This is a genomic window from Luteimonas sp. 3794 (genome assembly GCF_031456825.1).
In the GTDB taxonomy this organism is placed as follows: domain Bacteria; phylum Pseudomonadota; class Gammaproteobacteria; order Xanthomonadales; family Xanthomonadaceae; genus Luteimonas.
The window spans coordinates 64,489-84,681 of the sequence record NZ_JAVDVJ010000012.1 but is presented as its reverse complement, the minus strand read 5'-3'; the positions used below and the strand labels follow the sequence as shown (position 1 = coordinate 84,681).

Below are 20,193 nucleotides of genomic sequence, written 5' to 3'. Positions count from 1 at the left end.
CCTTTTTCTTCAGCGCCGCGCGGGGCGCACGCAACCCGCCGCGGCCAGCAGCGCGTCGAGTCGCGCTCGCACTGCGGCCCGTTCGCGGGTATCGCCTGCCCGGGCGAGGATCTGCGCCGACAGCGCATCGAACTGTGGCCAGAACGCGTCCGGCTCACGCAACTTCTCGCGCCAGACGGGAATCATGGCGGCCAGTGCGTCGAGCGCGCTTTCCAGTTCGATGCGCAGCGCCATCACCCGGCCCCACTGTCCGCGCGCCGCGGCCACTGCAACACCACCTCGTGTACCGCATCCGCGGTATGCAGGGCGATCTGCAGATCGGCCTGCACCACGCCGTCGAGCGTGAGCTGCGGCGCATCGGCGTCGCTGCGCGTGACTTCGATGCGATAGACCGCTGCGCCATGGCGCAGCTGCATCCGATAGCCGGGCCAGGCATCGGGGATGCAGGGCTCGATGCGCAAGGTGTCGCCGCGGCGCTGCAGGCCCAGCAGCGATTCGCTGAGCAGGCGATACATCCAGCCGGCCGACCCGGTGTACCAGGTCCAGCCGCCACGCCCGACATGCGGCGCAACGCCATAGACATCGGCCGCCATCACATAGGGCTCGACCTTGTAGACCGCGGTGCCGGCCGCGTCCTCGGCGTGGTGCACGGGATTGATCATCCGCGCGAGTTCCCAGGCGCGCTCGCCGTCATCCAGTGCGGCAAAGGCCATCGCCGTCCAGACGGCCGCGTGGGTGTACTGCCCGCCGTTCTCGCGCACGCCGGGCACGTAACCGCGGATGTAGCCGGGATCGTGCGCGGTCCTGTCGAACGGCGGATCGAGCAGCTGGATCAGCCCCGCCTCGCGCTTGACCAGATGCGTGTCCAGCGCGTCCATCGCCTGGCGCGCGCGCGCGGGTTCCGCTGCACCCGACAGCACCGACCAGCTTTGCGAGATCGAGTCGATCCGGCATTCGTCGCTGGACTGCGACCCGATCGGTGTGCCGTCGTCGAACCAGGCACGCCGGTACCAGCCGCCGTCCCAGGCTTCGGCTTCGAGGTTCGCCTGCAACCGCTCTGCAGCCGCGACACAGGTCGTCGCAAACGCGGCGTCGCCCCGCGCCGTGGCCACGGGAATGAAGCGCTGCAGCACGTCGTAGAGGAAGAAGCCCAACCACACGCTTTCGCCACGGCCAGCCTCGCCCACCCGGTTCATGCCGTCGTTCCAGTCGCCGGTGCCGATCAGCGGCAGGCCGCGTTCGCCGAGCAGCGCCATGCCGCGTTCCAGCGCGAGCACGCAGTGGTCGTAGAAGGACTGCACGCGCCCCGAGGGCACCGGGAGATCGTAATAGGACTCCTCGTCGGCATTGACCAGCCGGCCTTCGATGAAACCGACGCGCTCGTCGAGCACGCTGTCGTCGCCGGTGACCTCCAGATAGCGGCAGGCCGCGAGCGGCAGCCACAAATAGTCGTCGGAGCAGCGCGTGCGCACGCCGCGGTCGGCCGGCGGATGCCACCAGTGCATCACGTCGCCCTGCGGGAACTGGTGCTCGGCGCTGAGCAGCAGATGCGCGCGGGTCAGCGCCGGCACCGCGTGCACGGTCGCCATCGTGTCCTGCAACTGATCACGGAAGCCGAACGCGCCGCCGGACTGGTAGTAACCGCTGCGGGCCACGTACCGGCAGGCCAGCGTCTGGTACAGCAGCCAACCGTTGACCAGCAGATCGGTCGCCGGTTCCGGCGTTTCCACCCGCACGGCGCCGAGCGTCTGCAACCAATGCAGACGTACGCCGTCGAGCGCGTCGTGCGCCGGCATCGATCCACGCAGGGATTTCGCCAGCTGCAGCGCGGCATGCATGTCGTCGCCGATGCCGAGCCGGAACACGGTTTCGGTCGCCTGCTCCGGGGCCAGGTCGACCTGCACCTGGATCGCGGTGCAGGGATCGAGCCCCGCGCCGAGCCGGCCCGACAGCCGCTCGCGACGCATCGCATCGGGTGCCCGAAGGCTGCCGTTGCGGCCCAGGAACTCGGTGCGGTCGGCGGTGAACGTGCGGCGGTCGCCGTCGACATCGAAGAACGCCACCCGCCCGCCGAACTCGGTGTTGTAGGGATTGCGCGCCGTCAGCACGCCGCTGCCGGCGTCCTGCTCGATGACCACGTGCATCTGCGACTTCACCCGGATGTCGCCAAGCACCCATTCGACATAGCCGGTGGCTGACAGCTTGCGCGCCCGCCCCGACAGGTTGCGCAGCTTGAGCACCGAGAACTTCACCGCATCACGCAGACCGACGTAGATCCACAGCTCGCTGGCGATGCCGTCCTCGACATGTTCGTAGACGCTGTAGCCGAAGCCGTGGCGTGTGCGGTATGCCCCGCGTCCGCGCATCGGCAGCGGCATCGGCGACCACACGTGGCCGCTCTCCTCGTCGCGCAGGTAGAACGCCTCACCGCCGGTGTCGGACACCGGATCGTTGTGCCACGGCGTGAGCCGGAACTCGTGGGCGTTCTCGAACCAGGTGTAGCCCGCCCCGCTCTCGCTGACCACGGTGCCCAGCTGCGGGTTCGCCATCACGTTCGACCAGGGCGCGGGCGTCGTCTCGGCGTCGTCGAGCACGATCAGGTACTCGCGGCCGTCGGCGGCGAATGCCCCCAGCCCGTTGTCGAACAGCACTGCGTCGGCGACCGCTTCGAACGGCCACGGATCCTCATCGAGTGCGTCGGCCCGGGCTGGCGGCAGCAGTCCGTAGAGTCCGGCGGGCGCGGCACCCGTCACGCCGCCGTCGTCGGCCTGCGCGCGCGTGGCGCCCTCGCTCGCCACCAGCAGCGGCACGACGCGATCCGGCGTCGCGTGACGGGCGACCTGCGCGACCAGCGTGCCGTACTGGTCGCCGACGATCACACGGGCCACGGACTGGATCAGGATGCGGTCTTCCTGCGAAATCTGCTGGGCCGGGCGCACGAAGATGCCGCCGGGCCGGTCGAGGACGTTGCCCTCCGGGCCCGCCGAGACGAGACCGAGAATCTGCTCCTGCAATTCCTGCCGGTAGCCCACCTGGTCCTCATTCCAGATCACCAGATCGACCTGCAGGCCCTTGAGACGCCAGTACGCATGCGCCTGGACCATCTGCCGGACCAGTTCGATGTTCTCGGCATGGGCGATCTGCACCAGCACGATCGGCAGGTCTCCGGAGATCGAATGCCCCCACAGGCCCGACTGCCCGCGCCGGTTCTGCATCAGTACGGCGCTGTCGGCGCGCAGGAACGGGTGCGCGAACGTCAGCAGGCCGGCGATACGCTCATAGAGTTGCGCGTCGCCCTGGGTGGCATTGATCTGCCGGCGCACGACCTGGCTGTGGGTCCACGCGAGATCGAAGACGCGATCGGCAAGGCGCCGATCACGGTACTTGTCGACCAGCGAGGCACAGGCATCGCGATCGTCACCGACGCCGCTGACCAGATCGAGGATTGCGGTCTGCTCGGGGGCCAACGTCATCCGTACGCGGATCGCGACGACCGGATCGAGCACCGAACCCGCGGTATCCGACAGCGCGCCACTGTGGCGCATCGCCTGTGGCTCGCGTGGCGTCAGGCCTCGACCGATGAAGCGTGCGCGGTCGGTCTCGTAGGAAATCGCCTCGATGTCGGCCTCATGCGCGGCGACGAGATGGAACATCCATGGCGGTATCTCGTCGTGCGCGCGCGGACGCCGCGTGCACAGCAGCGCTTGCTTGTCGCGCACGATTTCCGTCTGCACGAACAGATTACTGAAGGCCGGATGCAGCTCGTCTGCGATCGCCGGTGCCAGCACCACTTCGGTATAGGTCGTGATCTCGATCGTGCGCGGACGCCGCGAGCGGTTGCTCAGGCGCAAACGGCGCAGTTCGATATCGTCTTCGGCCGAGATCGCGATTTCCAGATGCGTCTCGATGCCGCGCCGGCGGCCGCGGAACTCGGCCTTGGCATCGGAGAAGATCGCTTCGTACTGCTCGACCGGCACGCAGGTCGGCTGGTGCGCGGCCGACCAGACATCGTTGCTTTCGACATCCTGCAGATAGCAGAAGCTGCCCCAGTGATCGCGCGTGCCGTCCTCACGCCAGCGCACCACGGCCATGTCGTGCTGGCGCAGATAGCCACCGCCGGCGCTGGTGAGCAGCGCATGCATGCGTCCGTTGGACAGCATCTGCACCGCCGGCCGCGCGGTATCGGGCGTGCCGAAGACCCGCAACTCGGTTTCGTCGCCGCCACTGGTGGCGCGCACGCCCACCGACTCCACGTCGTGCGGGCGGAACACGCCGGTGCGCGGCACGCGTTCCTGCAGCAGCAGCAGGGTCGCCTGGAACTCGGCATCGGCGGTGAAGCGCTTCTGCATCGGCTGCTCATGCAACAGATGGTCGAGCGCGAGAAAGCCCATGCCCTGGTGATGCGCCATGAACGAGCGGACCACCGCATGCGTCTGCCCGCGCGGCAGACGCGAGGGGGTGTAGTCGATCGCTTCGAACAGGCCGAAGCGCCCCGAGAAACCAGCGGCGTCGAGGCGTTGCAGGTTCTGCGTCGCGGCCTCCGGCGCGACCATCAAGGCCATCATCGTGGCGTAGGGCGCGATCACCAGATCCTCGCCGAGTCCCCGCTTGAGTCCGAGGCCCGGCACGCCGAACGCGCGGTACTGGTAGTTCATCCGCGTATCGACGGTGTTGTAACCGGACTCCGAAACCCCCCAGGGCACATCGTGCTGGCGGCCATAGGCGATCTGCGCCTGTACCGCGTGACGCGCCGTCTGATCGAGCAGCGTGTCCGGATAGCTCGGCATCACCAGCTGCGGCATCAGGTACTCGAACATCGAACCGCTCCACGACAGCAGCGTCGCGTCGCCGTCCACTTCGGTCAGCAACCGGCCCAGGGCGAACCAGGTGTCCTGCGGCAATTGTCCCTGTGCGACCGCGACGAAACTGCACAGCCGCGCTTCGGACGCGAGCAGATCGTAGTGGCCCTGGTCGAGACGCCGGTTGTCGACGTCGTAGCCGATCGACAGCAGGTGCCGCGCACGGTCGTAGAGGAAGGCGTATTCCATCAGCGAGAACTGGCCGGCGACGTGGGCCAGCCGTTCCAGCTCATGCACCTGCGCGCAGGCCCGGGCGCGCACGTCAGCCGCAATGCCGGGCGCGCACAGTGCGCGCAGCGTGGGCACGCCATCCTCGGCGCTCCGGCCGCCGACCGTGGCCGTCGATACAGGCGGGCACGCGGCCAGGGCCTGGCGCGCCTGTTCGCAGGCATCGATCACGCGCGCGGCCCAGTGCGCCGGCGCATCTTCCAGCGGATCGTAGGTATCGACCGGGGGCGACAGCGCGGCGAGCGGCAATGCGAGCGCCGCCAGGGCCTCGACCGTGGCCAGCGCGTCGCCTAGCGTGGCCGGCGGCGTGGCGATTGCGGTCGCGAGACGCGACGCGAATGCCTCGATCGCCGCAGTCCAGGCCGCATCCGCCGGGGGGTGCTGCGCATGCAGCTCACGGAGCACACCCAGGGTGTGGGCCAGCCCCGTGAAGGTCTGCGGTGCCAGCACCGGGGCGTCGATCAGGCCGAGCAGGCCCTGCCGCAACGTCAGCAGATGACCGGCGAGATTGCCGCTGTCGACGGTGGAGACATAGCGCGGCGGCAGCGGTGCCAGAGTCTCGGTGTCGTACCAGTTGTAGAAATGCCCGCGGTGCCGCTCCATGCGGTCGAGCGTGGCGAACACGCGCTGGGTCCGCTGCATCACCGTGCCGGTCTGCAGATATCCGAAATCCCAGGCGCCCAGATTCGCCAGCAGCGACAGGCCAATATTGGTTGGCGACGTGCGACGCGCGACCACGAGCGTCGGGTGCTCCTGGATATTGTCCGGCGGCAACCAGTGGTCCTCTTCGCGGATGTTGACCTCGAAGAACGCCCAGGTCCGCCGCGCCAGCCGACCGAGGAAATCGGTCTGCACCGTCGACAGCTGCGCGCTGCGCTGCGGCGGTGCGCGTCCCAGCCACGCCATCAACAGCGGCGAGGTCGCCCACAGTGCCAGCACGGGCGCGGCCACCCACAGCGCGGCCGGGTTTGTCCGCCACACCAGCAGGCCGACCAGCACAGCCAATACGGGTGCGCTCCACATCGCACGCAGTTCCGCGGCCACGCCACTGCCGAGCGTGCGCTCGACTTCGCTCGACGGGTTCCATTGCAGCAGATGCCGGCGGCTTACGAGCGTGCGCCACAGCGTGAGAGCGATCGCCGACAGGCTGAACATCGCTTCGTAGGGCAGACAGGCGAAGTTGACCACCGCACGCACCACGCCACGGCCGGTCGCATCGCCGACCTGCAGCAGATGCGTGTCCAGGCGCATGTCGGCCGGCTTCGACAGCAGATCACGCAACGCCGGAATCAGCACCGGGGCAAAGAACACCGTGAGCAGCCAGAACGTCCACGCGGCCGGTGCGGCGAGCGCCACCCAGCCGAACACCAGCAGCGCCAGCACCGATGCGGGCACCAGACTGCGACGCAGGTTGTCGATCAGCTTGCCGCGCGACAACCATGACAGCGGATTGCGCACCCGGCCTTCGCGTGCGGTCGGCACCCACGGCAGCAACCACGGCAACAGTTGCCAATCGCCGCGGATCCAGCGGTGGCGCCGTTTGACGTCGGCGGCGTAGCGCGCGGGGTAGTCCTCGTACAGGCGGACATCGCTGACCAGACCCGCGCGCGCATAGCAGCCCTCGAGCAGGTCATGGCTGAGGATGCGGTTGTCGGGGAACTTGCCATGCAGCGCCTGCTCGAACGCATCGACATCGTAGATGCCTTTGCCGACGAAGGAGCCTTCGCCGAACAGATCCTGGTACACATCCGACACGGTGCGGGTATACGGATCGATGCCCGGCTCGCTGCCGTACATGCGCGCGTAACGACTGATGCGGCGGCCACTGAAACTGCTGCCGACGCTGGGCTGCAGGATGCCGTAGCCACGGGTCACGCGATCGCGCCTGGGATCGAACACCGCGCGGTTGAGCGGATGCGCCAGTGTGCCGACGAATGCGCGCGCGGCGTCACGCGGCAGGCGCGTGTCGGTGTCGAGGGTGATCACATACCGCACGTTGGCCAGCACCTCGGTGCGGCCGACGATCTGCTGGAACGCACCCGTGCCGGCACCGCGCAGGAAGCCGTTCAATGCAGCCAGCTTGCCGCGCTTGCGCTCCTCGCCGATCCAGCGCCCCTCGCCCGCATTCCAGGTGCGCGGGCGATGGAACAGGAAGAAGCGGTCGCCGCCCGGCGCCGGGCTGTCGGCGAGATAGCGCTGATTGAGGCCTGCGATCAACGCCGACGCATGCGCCAGCACGGCCGCATCGCCAGGCAGCGTCTGCTGGTCGGCATCGAGATCGTCGCTGAGCAGGGCGAAGTGCAGATGCGGATCGCGGTTGGCGAGGAAACGCACCTCGAGGCCTTCGACCAGAGCATCGACCGTGGCGATGTCGCCGAACATGCAGGGCACGACGACCAGCGTCCGTTCGGCGGCGGGCAGACCGTGCGAGAAATCCAGCCGCGGCAGCGGCTTGGGCGCCACGATCACCGTGGCCAGCCAGTTGGTCAGCGCGATGCCGAGCTCGCTGAAGACCAACAGGCCGAGCAGAACCACCGCCCACGCCGGCGCCCAGGGCACGAGATGCGCACCCGACTGCCCCAACAGTCCCGTTGTTGCGAGCGCAACGACAACCGCGATCATCGCCAGATAGACCGGCAGCGGCACGGTGCGCGGCGCCATGCGCGCCTTGCGGCGGCCATGCGCCGCTGCGAGCGCGGAGAGCGTGTGGTCGATGCCGTCGTCGACAAGGTAATAACCGACATGCCCCTCGATGCTGTCGGCCGGCTGCGCCTGCGCGAGCTGCACCGTCGTTTGTGCGACCTGCACTTCGCTGACACCGGCCCGCCTGGCGATCGTCTCCACCGCGTGCCGGTAATGGTCGCGCGTGGCGAAATCCATCAGACCGTAGGTCGAGCCGGGATCCTCGCGGAGCGTCGCATCGACGAGGCTCATCGTCTCCACGTACTCGCGCCAGTCCATGTTGGCGAGAAATCGCAGGCTGCCGATGCTGTTGCCGATCGACACCTGGTCGGCGGCCTGCTGCTGGCTTTCGGCGTGCACCAGTGCCTCGATGCGCAAGCCCGCGTCGGTCAGCCACTGCTCGATCCAGGTCAGCGGCAATGACAGCAGCGCGCCCCGGCCGTGCAGGCCACGGGTGAGCTCGGCGACGAACGCGCCGGTGGCCGGCGGGCGGCTGCGCGCCATGTCGGCGACGACCAGCACCACATCCTTCGGTGCCGATGTGGCGGTGGCATTGAGTTGCTCGGCCCATCGCCGCGCCCGACGATGATCGCGCCCGTCGCGGATCACGCCGGCGGCCATGCGCCGCAGGTTCTCCAGCACCGCGAGGCGCAGCATGATCGGAATCGCCCACAACTCGCCGAGCGTCAACGGCGTCACCGCCTGGTAGGCCGCGACGAAACGGCTGAGCGTCACCGCATCCACCTGCCCGTCGCCATGCGCGACCGCCTCCATCGCCAGGTCGTAGACCCGTGGCAGCCCCGCTGACGCGCCATGCGACAGCGCCGGCAGCTCGCGGCTGTAGCCCTTGGGCAGATGCCGACGCGCGAGGCGCACCTGTTCTTCGATCAGGTGATAGTTGTCGAGCAGCCACTCGCCGGCCGGGGTGATGCGGATCTCGTCGCGCACCATCAGCGTCAGGAACGTGCGCGCATCCTCGAGCAACGCTGCGTTCTCGCTCAGCCGCGCGAGCAGCCGGTCGGGCACGCGGCCGGCGTGGATGCGATGGGTCAGCGCGAGCGCCTTGCCGTGCAGTTCCATCTGCTCGGCGCTGAAAAGCTGCGCGCGCAGCGGGGCCTCGGACTCGAGGTCGACGGAAACAACCGGGGGGGACAATTGGCCGGACCTGGCGCGCAAGCGCGACCAGCGGCGGAACATCCTCGAAGCAGCGTGCATGGAGGATCCTGTCAGACCGACGGCCTGCTTGCCGCCACGGTGCGCCATCACCACCCGCGCGAGCGTGACGACCGCGCGCCAGTCCATGCCGACGCGCTCGCACACGTGTTGGACCATTTCAGACAACAGCTGAAACCCGCCGTGCCGATCACCGGACACGCGAACGCGACCAATGGCGGCCGTCAGGATTTCAATCAAGAGACAAAACGCGCGCTGTCCAGCGCCTGCGTCACATCGGCACGGGGCGAATTCCACCCGTGCCGGACCTTCGTGACCACCCCGCCCTGCTGCATCCAGGTGCCGAGGTGGTGGGCGGTACAGGGTTCGAACCTGTGACCCCTACCATGTCAAGGTAGTGCTCTACCGCTGAGCTAACCGCCCGAAGGGTGCGAATCATACACCGGATTCGCGCGTTGTCGAATACCCGCGCGCAAATTTCTACCGGACCAGGCTGGCGTCCTTGATCTGGCGGATCTGGTCGCGGATCCGGCCCGCGGCTTCGAACTCCAGATCGCGGGCGTGCTGGTACATCTGCTGCTCCAGCGTCTTCAGCCGCGATGCGAGCTTCTCCGACGACAGCGCCGCGTAATCCTCGGCCGGCTCGGCGACCTTGCGACTCTTGCCGCGACCCTTCTTCTCGAGCTCAGGCTCGGCGCGCGCGCCTTCCATGATGTCGACGATCGCGCGCGCCACCGACTTGGGCGTAATGCCGTGTTCGGTGTTGTATTCGACCTGCTTGGCCCGGCGACGATCGGTCTCGTCGAGTGCCATCTGCATGGAGTTAGTCACGCGGTCCGCGTAGAGGATCGCCTTGCCACGCAGGTTGCGCGCCGCCCGGCCAATCGTCTGGATCAGCGAACCGCCCGAGCGCAGGAAGCCTTCCTTGTCGGCGTCGAGGATCGCCACCAGCGACACCTCGGGCATGTCCAGGCCTTCGCGCAGCAGGTTGATGCCCACCAGCACGTCGAACTTGCCCAGGCGCAGGTCGCGGATGATCTCGACGCGCTCGACAGTGTCGATATCCGAATGCAGATAGCGCACTTTGACGTCGTGCTCGCCGAGATATTCGGTCAGGTTCTCGGCCATGCGCTTGGTCAGCACGGTGATCAGCACGCGATCACCCATCGCCACCCGCTCGCGGATTTCCCCGAGCACATCGTCGACCTGGCTCGCGACCGGGCGGATCTCGACCTGCGGATCGATCAGGCCGGTCGGGCGCACCACCAGCTCGGTGATCTGCCCTTCGGATTTCTCCAGTTCGTACTTGCCGGGCGTCGCCGACACGAAGATCGCGCGCGGCGCGCGGCCTTCCCACTCTTCGAACTTCAGCGGCCGGTTGTCCATCGCCGACGGCAGGCGGAAACCGAAGTTCACCAGCGTTTCCTTGCGCGCGCGGTCGCCCTTGTACATCGCACCGATCTGCGGAACGGTCACGTGCGACTCGTCGACGACCAGCAGCGCGTCCGGCGGCAGGTAGTCGAACAGGCACGGCGGCGCCTCGCCGGGCATGCGCCCGGTCAGATGCCGCGAATAGTTCTCCACGCCGTTGCAGTAACCCACCTCGGCCATCATTTCGAGATCGAACTGGGTGCGCTGCTGCAGCCGCTGGGCTTCGAGCAACTTGCCCTCGGCATAGAACTGCTCCAGCCGCGGGGGCAGCTCGGCCTTGATCGCGTTGATCGCCTCGTTGGTGGTGCGGCGCGTGGTGACGTAGTGCGACTTCGGATAGATGGTGTAGCGCGGCAGGGTGCGCTTGGTTTCGCCGGTGAGCGGATCGAACTGGGTGATGCGCTCGATCTCGCTGTCGAACAACTCGATGCGCAGTGCATCCATCTCCGATTCCGCCGGGTGGATGTCGATGACCTCGCCGCGGACGCGATACGTACCGCGGCGCAGTTCGGTGTCGTTGCGGCTGTACTGCATCTCGGTCAAACGGCGGATCAGCTCGCGCTGGTCGATGCGCTCGCCGCGCACCATGTGCAGCACCATCCGGAAATACTCGTTCGGATCGCCCAGGCCGTAGATTGCCGACACAGAGCACACCACGATCGCATCACGCCGCTCGAGCAGCGCCTTGGTCGCCGACAGCCGCATCTGCTCGATGTGCTCGTTCACCGAGCTGTCCTTCTCGATGTAGGTATCCGACGACGGCACGTAGGCCTCGGGCTGGTAGTAGTCGTAGTAGCTGACGAAGTACTCGACCGCGTTGTGCGGAAAGAACGACTTGAACTCGCCGTAGAGCTGCGCCGCCAGCGTCTTGTTCGGGGCCATCACCAGCGTCGGCTTCTGCACCCGCTGGATCACGTTGGCGATCGTATAGGTCTTGCCCGAACCCGTAACGCCGAGCAGCGTCTGGTGCGCCAGGCCGGCGTCGAAGCCGTTGACCAGCTTTTCGATCGCCTGCGGCTGGTCGCCCGCTGGCTTGTAGGGCGAGACGAGCTGGAACGCGGCGGGGTGGATGACGTCGTTCATGGCAAGAGGCGATCCGGGGAAGCAAGACAGATGGGGACTGCATGGCAGCACGGCAACTGCCGGACAGGCGTGTCAAACGCCCTGCGGTCATCGACCGGACATCCACACGGCACAGCCGCCCACGACCGCGCCGGGCGTTTTCCGACCGGCACTGCGGGATTCCACCGGCTGTCGAGAGGCATGAGCAAAGAGGACGCTGGACGCCCTGCAGGATCGCAGGGCGCAGGTGCAGGAGACGAGACGGCGGTCGCGAGCATCGGCACAGAGCCCGCTCGCAATCGCACGTCCCGCCGCCTGCCGTGACAGGACAAGGACGTCCTTCCATGCTTCAGTGCCACCTCCATCCGGTTGAGCGGCAGTTCGCGCGGGCGCGCAGGTTCAACGGCGCCACGCTGATAGAACTCACGGTGATGCTTGCGATCGTGGTGACGCTCGCCGCCGTCACCTTCCCCCCACTCTCGGAACTGGCGCACCAGCGTCGGGCCGACGCGACGGTGAGTGCGCTCAGGGCGGACATCACGCTGGCCAGAACGGCGGCCGTGATGCTAGGCCGATCCACGACCGTGTGCGGACGGGCGCCCGACAACACCTGCACCTCCGGCGTGGACTGGAGCCGGGGTTGGCTGGTCGTTTCAGGCCCGCCTGCGAAGGCGGGGCCGGATGACATCCTTCGCATCGGAGAGCTGTCGGGCAGCGGCGTGCTACTGCGATCGAATCGCAAGGCCTTGCGCTATCGAAGCGACGGCACCAGCGCCGGCAGCAACCAGACGATCAGGATCTGTGTCTCGGAGCGCCAGCGGGCCACGCTGGTCATCAGCAACGCCGGTCGACCCCGAAGCACGCGTACCGTTCCCCACATCGCCTGTTGAAGCCCACCGTCTCACTGCCCGCAAGGAGTGCTTGACGTAGACCCCGCAGCCATTAGAATGGCGCCCTCGCCCGAATAGCTCAGCTGGTTAGAGCACTTGACTGTTAATCAGGGGGTCGTTGGTTCGAGTCCAACTTCGGGCGCCAAGTACAAGAAAAGGCCGCGACGCAAGTCGCGGCTTTTTTCTTTTGATCTGCGCATGGCAGGCACCCTTGACAGGCCTACCAGCAGCCGGCCGTCGTTGGCGTTTTGGCGCCCTGATGGTTGATTGTCAACGCGCCGCAGGAATCATTGGCCTGTGCGCCTTGAGGCGCTGCCCGGAGTGTGTAGGTTCTAGCAGTAACCACTGTCCGGGTCACTGTGTAGTGCGGCGTAGTTGAACTGTCGCACGCGAACGCAGCTGGAGAGCCGACATAGGTGAGCCGAGTCGTGTAGAAGCGCTCCATCTGCTGCGCCGCCTGCATCAGGCAGGCCGTGCCGCCCGCCCGGCGCCCCTTGCGCACATGCTCCTGGTAACTCGGAAACGCGATCGCCGCGATGATGCCGATGATGGCCACGACCACCATCAGCTCAATCAGGGAAAAGCCGGCCTGTCCGCGCGTACTACGAGGCAGAAACGTCGAGCCTGTGTCCATTCTGTTGATCATCCTCAATCCCTCCGGACTTCACGCCAGGAGACTCGCTCCCACCGCGGACTGACCGTTCCCACCGAACCGAGGTTCGAACCAGCGCTGCCGCCGGCCGCCAACAGGCCTCGCAACAGATTCGGTAGTGTCGGCATGCCAACGCCCAGATTCACCGATCCGACCGGCAAGCCATTGTTCGCCGGATTGTCCGGGTCGACGATGGGACCAAGATTGAAATACGACCCCGAGCCGCTGGTCCCGGTAAACGCGCTGAGCGCGTTGATGTAACCCGTGCCACCTGCATCGCAGGCGTTGCCGCTGGGCAGCATGCTCGCGGTGACCAGCACACTCGACACCACCTGGGCATCCTGCACGATGCGCTCGCCCTGCGGCAGGTTGATGAACCAGCCTTTCTTGTCGGCGGGAATCGGGGCACTGACCTCGAACGCACGGGATGGATACCCGTCCACGGTGGCGCTGGTCACAGCGATCGTGCGCTGAACCAGATCCGCGCTGGTCAACGTGGCCGCTTCCTCGGCGAAACCATACATGCCCTGGGTCGCCTGGCTGCCGACACTGTCGGGATCCGCGTCAGACACGGTGAGGTAACGCCCCGTGCCGAAGAACACCCAGCGCTTGCGCGTCGTGGGATCAACGGCGATCGCAACCCGCCCGCTGATTGGACGGCTCGTGCCGGCCGCGAACAGCTTGCTCACCGTCCATCCGGTCGGAGATGCGTTGCTGAGGTCGAACTTCCACACATTGCCGAGCATGTCGCCTGCATAGACGTAGGACAATGTCCTGCCGTCAGCACCGAAGACGCCAGTTGGCGCGGAGAGGCCGTTCGGTTGTGCAGCCGAGCCTGCGCCGGTATCGATCTCTCGGATGACGGCGCCGGTTTCCGCGTTCAGCACGATCAAGGCAGCCCGGTTGTTGGCACTGTTCACGCCGTTTGAGACCACAACGGCTGGCTTCACGGTGGTCGCCGAATCCCGTACTCGCGCGATGATGGGCTGCGACATCACCAGCCCCATGTTTGCGGAATTGCGTTCCCACAGCACATTGCTGGATGAAAACGAAGCCGGCTCGGTGACGTCGAGCGCATACATGCCACGGCCACCCTTGCCCAGGCTGCCGAACAAGAGGTTCTTGCCGGGCGTGATCTGACGGTTGCTGACGGTCACTGGACCGTCCACCAGAAACTTGTGCACGTAGTCACCGCGACTCAGCGTGGCCATGTTGCCGATGTTGACGATACCCGGCACGAAAGCGAACAGTTCCCGCCCGTTCGCAGCGTTGAAGGCATGCAACATGCCATCGTTCGCGGCCACATACAGTGTGTCGGTATCGCGCACATAAGCCGGCGAGGAGCCGACGATGTCGCCCAGCAAGCCTTCGCGCACCCGCAATTGTCCGACGTTCGGCCCTTCCCTGCTTCTGTCGCCTTTCAGATAACTGGCGTTGTCTGCTCCCGACACGGGGTAATTGGCGATGCCACCAGTCCGCTCCAGTGCCGTTTCCTGGGCAGAGGTGGGGAAGGTCGCGCCTTGCGTGCCGTCGAAAGTGAAGACTTTGCGCTGCGCCAATGCGGGGATAGATGACGTCCAGATGGTATCGGTGGACACTCCAGTGCTGGTCACCGCTTTGGCAGTGACCTGGCCGGTCCATACGCCCGACACATAGCTGGCATTGAACACCCGTGTACCTGCTTCGAGGGAAACCGAATTGGCTGCGACATTGCTGAAGGAACTGCTGCGCTCGGAGATGGCCGCAAGCGTCGAGCGCAGGCCTGCTGTGAACTGCTCGGGATTGGAAGCAGAGACGAAGCCGCCGCGGCCGTTGACCGCCGCATGCAGCAGATCGTCGATCTTCGCAGCATCACTCGCGCCCGGGTCGGGCCACACGGCATCCGCAGGCACATCGGACACCGCCGACCAGCCGGTACTGCCCGACAGCCCGATCGAAATGCCGAATGTCACCATGTGTTGCCAGAACGCCGGATTCGCCGAGGTCGTCGCGACATTGTTGACCATCCAGGTTTCCGGTCGCAGGTCGCGCTTCCAGTAATACATGGCCACGTCAGCCAAGGTATTGGAGTGGTCATCGCTGTATGGCGAGACGGCTGCATAGCGATAACTCTGACCGTTCGGACCAGTGATCGTGGTGCCCGCAGTGCCGTCCGCGTTGGAACGGGATGGGCTCGGTCGCGTGGTCCAGTAACCATCGGTCGTCAGGATCGCGAAGTTCTGGCGACAAGTGAATTGTTCTGCGCCACTTTCCGGGCCATACGGACCACCGCTGCCGGTTTGGCTGAAATACTCACCGGCCGTGTTCAGCGCAGTGCCTAGCGGGGTGCCGCTAGTGCGGGCGGTCGCATCGTGGAGACGCTGAAACCAGGTAGTGCGGGAAGTGGTCGCTGGACTGACGTTGTCCACAAAACGGCCGTCGTTGCCGTCGCCCACGGGAATATTGAAGTTGCTGAGACCGTTGATCGAGTGATAGCCGACACGCACGCGGCTATCGAGGGTGGTAAACGCATCGCTTGCGCCAGCCTTCGCCGCCTTTGCGCGGGTGCGGTGATAGGAATACCAAGTGGCGAAGTTTCTCAACTCCTCCGCTTGGCTCCGCCCAGTTGGAGTGGCCACTGTCACTGCGGAAGAATAGGTAATCACGGTCATCGAGGCGTTCGGAACATTGCTCGACCCTTCATTGCTAAGACGGAACCGCCAAGCGCCAGTTGACGGGTTATTAATAGTGATAGTTTCCGTACTCCCCTGCCCGATGCTTCGCTCCGTGTAGTTCTCGTAGTCCACTACGTTGTTGTTACCTTGCCGGGCATAGACATCCAGATTTCCTCCGGCTACTGGCTGGCCCGACACATGCACCTCAAGGCGCACTGTTCCCGCGGGGACAGTGAAGTCACGTCTCGTCCCCCAGCTGCCAGCATTCACCGTTTGGCTCCAACTGTTCCCGCCGTTCACCTCACTGGTCACGACCTGCGTGGTGCCGGAATTCGTCCGAATCCAGTATCGGTTGAAATTCGCGAATGCGGTCGTGGTCGCAGCGCCAGCCTTGGGCACGTAGAACACCGACTCCTCGTTGTTGCGCAAATCACGCGTGCCGCGGTCATCATTGGCGAACTCCCAGTCGAACCACGCTGCGCTGGGATCCTGCCCGCCGGTCATGCGCGCGCCGTTGGCCTGCATCCACGGCTCGTAGGTCACGTTCGGGTTGTAGTAGATGGTGTTGTGGCGGAACGAGCGATCCGCCGGCCGGTCCAGCATCTTGGTGGTATCGCAACCCGTGGTGCCATCATTGTTGTTGCCGGCAACGAAGGCACGATCGCTCGCGCATGCCGGCATGATCGTCGAGGCCATCGAGCCGGACGTATCGAGAATGAAAAGAATATTCGGCGCAACCCGGGCTTCGGTGGTCAGGGGGGCGTCTGGAATGGGAAACGCGGCATTGACGGGCTGAGCCAGCAGCACCACGAGGCATGCCACCGGCGCGGCCCACCAGGACCGGTGCGGAACTGACCCCAAGTCACGCCCGCGCAAAGACGTCATCGTGTTCTTCATAGTCTTAGATTCCCAAGTCCGGGATACGGCTCATGACGCTGGCCTGGATGACGACATCCGCGCGGCCTTCAGAACGGCTGCGTGCAGTGATGCGATAGATCGGATTGACGCAGTTGATGTTCCGCACCTCGTCCGGCCCCACAACATCGCAGCCGCCGGGTATGGACGGTCCGGTGCCGATGTACTCGATCCAGTATTCGGGCGCGGATTCCAGCCCTGCGTCCGAGAAGTTGTACGACCCGACAGGAACTTGCCTCCACACCGCAGCAGCACCGGTGGGACACACGCCGCTCGCGGTACACGTGGCCCCTGCTGCAGGCGGGGTGATATCCCAAGTAGCTGCGTCCAGCACATCCTCCTGCGCGTAACGCAGCGCCGCCTCCGCTGCCTGGAAGGCAAGGCTGCGGTCGCGGACATTGGCACTCATGCGTTCCTGCATCATTGCGCTACGCAGGATGGCGATGCCAAGCAAGGCTGTGATGACGAGCAGGATCATCACAACCACTAGGGAGATACCGCGCTGTCGTCGAGTAGGCGCAGCGTGAGATTCGGAGGCGTTAGTCATAGCGTCCTCGCACGTACGTTGACAGCACTGGAAGCGGTGCGGGACACAGCCTGTCCATCTACAGGCGCTCCGGCCAGGGTGAGCTGCACGTGCACCGCATCGATATTCCCCGCCGCCGGTGTCGCTGCGTAGACACCGCCCACGGAGCGGTACTGGAAGGCAATTGAGTTGACGCCATCGACCACTCTCTCGCTGCTGCCGCCCTCGCGGGACACCCACAGAGAGTTGTCTGCAACAAACCATCGGGCATTCCGGAACCGCGCCACCGCGACCGTCGCAAGGCCCGCGAACTCGTCGGCGCCGATGTCGTAGCCCTCTGGCAACGCATCGTGGGTAATGACAAGACCACTGACCGCGGTCGCATCGACGATGAAACTCTTGCGGGCATTGCACAGCAGCAATGTGTCGCCGACGGCGAAAGCATTGGTGGCGTCATCGCCATCGACCTGTCCCGCCTCGAGCGTGAGGGATGTGGCCGAGGCGCTGGCAATTCGGTAGGCGCTGTCCTCTGCGGACGTTACGTTGAGCGAGACCGCGTCGCCGGCCACTGGCGTGTCGCGAAACGCCTGCGCGTCGCTACCTGCACCGGTCAATTCCGACGCATTAGAGCAGGCACTGCCGCCAGCAGCACGGATGTCGCGAGCGATGAGCTCCAGTCCGACGCGCGCGCCTTCCTGTATGCGGTTGAGTCCTTCGTTCGCGGTGTAGCTCTGCTGATTGGAGAGGAACACCGCAAAGGCAGCGCCCACCACGATCAGCCCAAGCACCATTGCGATCATGACTTCGACCAGCGACATGCCGCGCTGCAGCTCGGCACGCGGCAGGACCATACGCCTACCAACCTTCATATCCGCGTCCTCGTCACAACAGATCGACTTTCAGGTCCACCGGCACGCTGGTCGTCCCACTCCACTGTGATCGTGCAATCAAGCGGACAATTGTCGATCGTCCCGCAGGTTGTCGTGTCTGCCGCCGGGCCGCCGCCGATCGAGGTCTTGAGGTCAGTCATCCACTGGCCGATATCGCGTTCTGCGCGCGTTCCTGTAGCGGCCGGCACGGCGCAAAGCCGACCCACGTTGTAGCTCTCGGCTTCGCCCGCGTTCGCCCGGATGGATTCCAGAATCGAATTCGTCTGCGCGACCGCCATGCTGCTTTCAAAGGAGCTCTGTCCGCCGCGAAGTGCCGTGGCCTGCAGCGCGGCGGTTCCAAGCAGACCGACGCCAAGCACGACAACCGCCACCAGCACTTCGATGAGGCTTACACCCCGTTGCCGCCGCGCGGCATCGAGATGCTTGCCCCGCCGTGAGTTGTTTCGCATCGCACCCTCCTTCATGGACACGTCCCCGCGCCATTGGCTCGCGTCGTGACCGGACTCCCGCTTAAACCGACTGTGACAATCCGCCGGTTGTTTTCCGGATTGGTGGTCGGCACGCACGCTGTGAGCTGGGCTTGGCTGACCACCAGCCCAGAGGGCCTGAACACGATCCTGCCTGCCGGTCCGCTGACCTGGGCGTTGCCGGGCGCAACGCCATCGAGCACGACATCCGTACCGCCCGACGTGTTGTCAGGTGCCAACACGATCCATCGCGACCAGTCTGCAGCGTTCGAACAGGCTAAGCCGTCCGCGCTGGCGCACAGCGTCACACGCGCATTCCGACGTACCGCCTCGCTGCGGGCGAACTGGACGGCCGAGACGACTTCGCCGCTCAGGCCCGAAAGTCTCGAATTGTTGATCAGGCCGGTCATCGCAGGCACCGCAACGACGGCAAGGATCCCGATGATCGCCACCGTGACCATGAGCTCGACCATAGTGAACCCCGCCGCGGCGCCGCAGCCACCCGGCTCGCGCACGTTCCCCTTCATGCACCCCATATCACCACCCCGGATTTGCAGATCGCACCATAGACATCGGCGGAACGGGAGCCAAGCCCGCCCCGACCGGCGGCATGGCGGAGCGGACCAGCGGTGGGCGCGGTATCGAGGCCGACTGGTGCACGATAGCGACCTGTCTCATTGGAGCCGCACATGTCCGCAACCGCCCAGCGCGAGCACCCCGTCGAGGCATTGCTCCGCCCCAAGGCGCTCGTGGTGACCGTGCTGGCAAGCGAGGCACTCGCCGTGGTCCTGAGCCTGACCCACCCGCTGGATGCGGACTGGCCCGTCCGCCTCGGACTGTTGTCGCTGTCCCTGCTGTGGATCACCATCACCGCGCTCTGCGGGCTGGCGCTGTGTCGCCCGCTGCTGCGTCGCCTGCCGACGACTGCATTCCCATGGCTTGCGCTCACCCTGCTCGTGCTCGCCACCGGCGCAGTCGCCCATACGGGATGGACGCTCACGCGGAGCGCTTCGGTATCGGGCGATGGCTACAGCATGTTCATGCTGCGCGCCATCGCCACCGCGCTCGTGGTGGGCATGTTGGCGCTGCTGATTTACCAGAACTACCTACAGGGTCGCGAGGCCGCGATCGGCCACAAGGAGGCAGAACTTGCCGTCCTGCGGGCTCGCGTCCAGCCCCACTTCCTGTTCAACACGCTCAACACTGGCATCGCGTTGCTGCACAGCCAGCCCGAACGTGCGGAACGGCTACTGCTGGATCTCTCGGACCTGTTCCGGGCCGCTTTCAGTGGGCCGGCAGTCGGACCCTTGCGCGCGGAGATCGCATTGGCACAACAGTATCTGGCGATTGAATCGCTGCGCTTCGCCGAGCGGCTGGACGTGCAGTGGGTGCTACCCGACGAGGACAGCCCATTGCTGGACACACAACTGCCCGCGCTGTCGCTCCAGCCGCTGGTCGAGAACGCGATCAAGCACGGCATCGAACCCAGTCTGCTCGGTGGGCGTCTCGAGATCTCCATCGAGCCGCAGGGCGCCCAGGTCCTCGTACGTGTACGCAACACGATGCCCAGCCCGCCCTCAGCGTCGTCGCGCGGACACGGCATCGGGCTGGATGCCGTGCGTGCACGGACCGAATCGTTCGGCGATGGCAGTGGCCGGCTGCAGGCCGGGCCCGACGCCGACGGCAACTTCGTCGCCGTCCTCACGCTGCCGCGCTGAACGCCGCCGCAGACCGATCAAAAGACCACGCGTCGAACTCTGCGAC

12 protein-coding genes and 2 tRNA genes are annotated in these 20,193 nt (G+C 66.0%); 4 read left to right on the top strand and 10 right to left on the bottom strand.

What is annotated here, in order from left to right:
• Nucleotides 1-9 precede the first annotated feature (9 nt).
• Nucleotides 10-234 (bottom strand): hypothetical protein, encoded by a 225-nt coding sequence (locus J2X52_RS14450; RefSeq protein ID WP_310154776.1) that lies wholly within the window; start codon nucleotides 232-234, stop codon nucleotides 10-12.
• On the bottom strand, nucleotides 234-8,849 hold the full coding sequence (locus tag J2X52_RS14445; RefSeq protein WP_310154774.1) for a glucoamylase family protein: 8,616 nt from the start codon (nucleotides 8,847-8,849) through the stop codon (nucleotides 234-236). Before J2X52_RS14445 ends, J2X52_RS14450 begins: the two co-directional genes overlap by 1 nt.
• On the opposite strand from J2X52_RS14445, the gene J2X52_RS14440 reads away from it, so the two are divergent.
• On the top strand, nucleotides 8,838-9,320 hold the full coding sequence (locus tag J2X52_RS14440; protein WP_310154771.1) for a hypothetical protein: 483 nt from the start codon (nucleotides 8,838-8,840) through the stop codon (nucleotides 9,318-9,320). The two genes, J2X52_RS14445 and J2X52_RS14440, sit on opposite strands and share 12 nt — an antisense overlap.
• Here the strand turns inward: J2X52_RS14440 and J2X52_RS14435 are convergent.
• Nucleotides 9,291-9,365 (bottom strand) — tRNA-Val (locus J2X52_RS14435). The two genes, J2X52_RS14440 and J2X52_RS14435, sit on opposite strands and share 30 nt — an antisense overlap.
• 57 nt (nucleotides 9,366-9,422) lie before the next feature.
• Nucleotides 9,423-11,456 carry an excinuclease ABC subunit UvrB gene (gene uvrB / locus J2X52_RS14430; protein WP_310154768.1) on the bottom strand — a complete coding sequence of 678 codons (2,034 nt, stop codon included), beginning with the start codon at nucleotides 11,454-11,456 and terminating at the stop codon, nucleotides 9,423-9,425.
• Between the two features lie 323 nt (nucleotides 11,457-11,779).
• Between uvrB and J2X52_RS14425 the strand changes: the two genes are divergently transcribed.
• Both J2X52_RS14425 and J2X52_RS14420 read left to right on the top strand, forming a co-directional pair.
• The gene (locus tag J2X52_RS14425; protein ID WP_310154767.1) at nucleotides 11,780-12,325 is read left to right on the top strand and encodes a GspH/FimT family pseudopilin; all 546 of its coding nucleotides are present in this window, start codon (nucleotides 11,780-11,782) and stop codon (nucleotides 12,323-12,325) included.
• A 68-nt stretch (nucleotides 12,326-12,393) separates the two neighbouring features.
• Nucleotides 12,394-12,470 (top strand) — tRNA-Asn (locus J2X52_RS14420).
• Between the two features lie 75 nt (nucleotides 12,471-12,545).
• Here the strand turns inward: J2X52_RS14420 and J2X52_RS14415 are convergent.
• Genes J2X52_RS14415 through J2X52_RS14390 form a run of 6 tightly spaced genes read right to left on the bottom strand, consistent with a single transcriptional unit; the run spans nucleotide 12,546 to nucleotide 18,956 of the window.
• Nucleotides 12,546-12,971 carry a type IV pilin protein gene (locus J2X52_RS14415; protein WP_310154764.1) on the bottom strand — a complete coding sequence of 142 codons (426 nt, stop codon included), beginning with the start codon at nucleotides 12,969-12,971 and terminating at the stop codon, nucleotides 12,546-12,548.
• A 2-nt stretch (nucleotides 12,972-12,973) separates the two neighbouring features.
• Nucleotides 12,974-16,528, bottom strand: a complete 3,555-nt coding sequence (locus J2X52_RS14410) for a PilC/PilY family type IV pilus protein (RefSeq protein ID WP_310154760.1) — start codon at nucleotides 16,526-16,528, stop codon at nucleotides 12,974-12,976.
• A gap of 4 nt (nucleotides 16,529-16,532) precedes the next feature.
• A complete protein-coding gene (locus J2X52_RS14405; RefSeq protein ID WP_310154757.1) occupies nucleotides 16,533-17,093 on the bottom strand; it encodes a PilX N-terminal domain-containing pilus assembly protein in 561 nt (186 codons plus the stop codon).
• Complete coding sequence (locus J2X52_RS14400; protein WP_310154754.1) at nucleotides 17,090-17,923, bottom strand: prepilin-type N-terminal cleavage/methylation domain-containing protein; 834 nt, start codon at nucleotides 17,921-17,923, stop codon at nucleotides 17,090-17,092. The genes J2X52_RS14405 and J2X52_RS14400 overlap by 4 nt, the downstream gene beginning before the upstream one ends.
• Before the next feature lie 14 nt (nucleotides 17,924-17,937).
• Nucleotides 17,938-18,426, bottom strand: a complete 489-nt coding sequence (gene pilV / locus J2X52_RS14395) for a type IV pilus modification protein PilV (RefSeq protein WP_310154751.1) — start codon at nucleotides 18,424-18,426, stop codon at nucleotides 17,938-17,940.
• Nucleotides 18,423-18,956: a GspH/FimT family pseudopilin gene (locus tag J2X52_RS14390; RefSeq protein ID WP_310154748.1), complete on the bottom strand. Its 534-nt coding sequence runs from the start codon at nucleotides 18,954-18,956 to the stop codon at nucleotides 18,423-18,425. Before J2X52_RS14390 ends, pilV begins: the two co-directional genes overlap by 4 nt.
• Nucleotides 18,957-19,118: 162 nt before the next feature.
• Between J2X52_RS14390 and J2X52_RS14385 the strand changes: the two genes are divergently transcribed.
• Nucleotides 19,119-20,147 (top strand): histidine kinase, encoded by a 1,029-nt coding sequence (locus J2X52_RS14385; RefSeq protein ID WP_310154745.1) that lies wholly within the window; start codon nucleotides 19,119-19,121, stop codon nucleotides 20,145-20,147.
• Nucleotides 20,148-20,193: the final 46 nt, after the last annotated feature.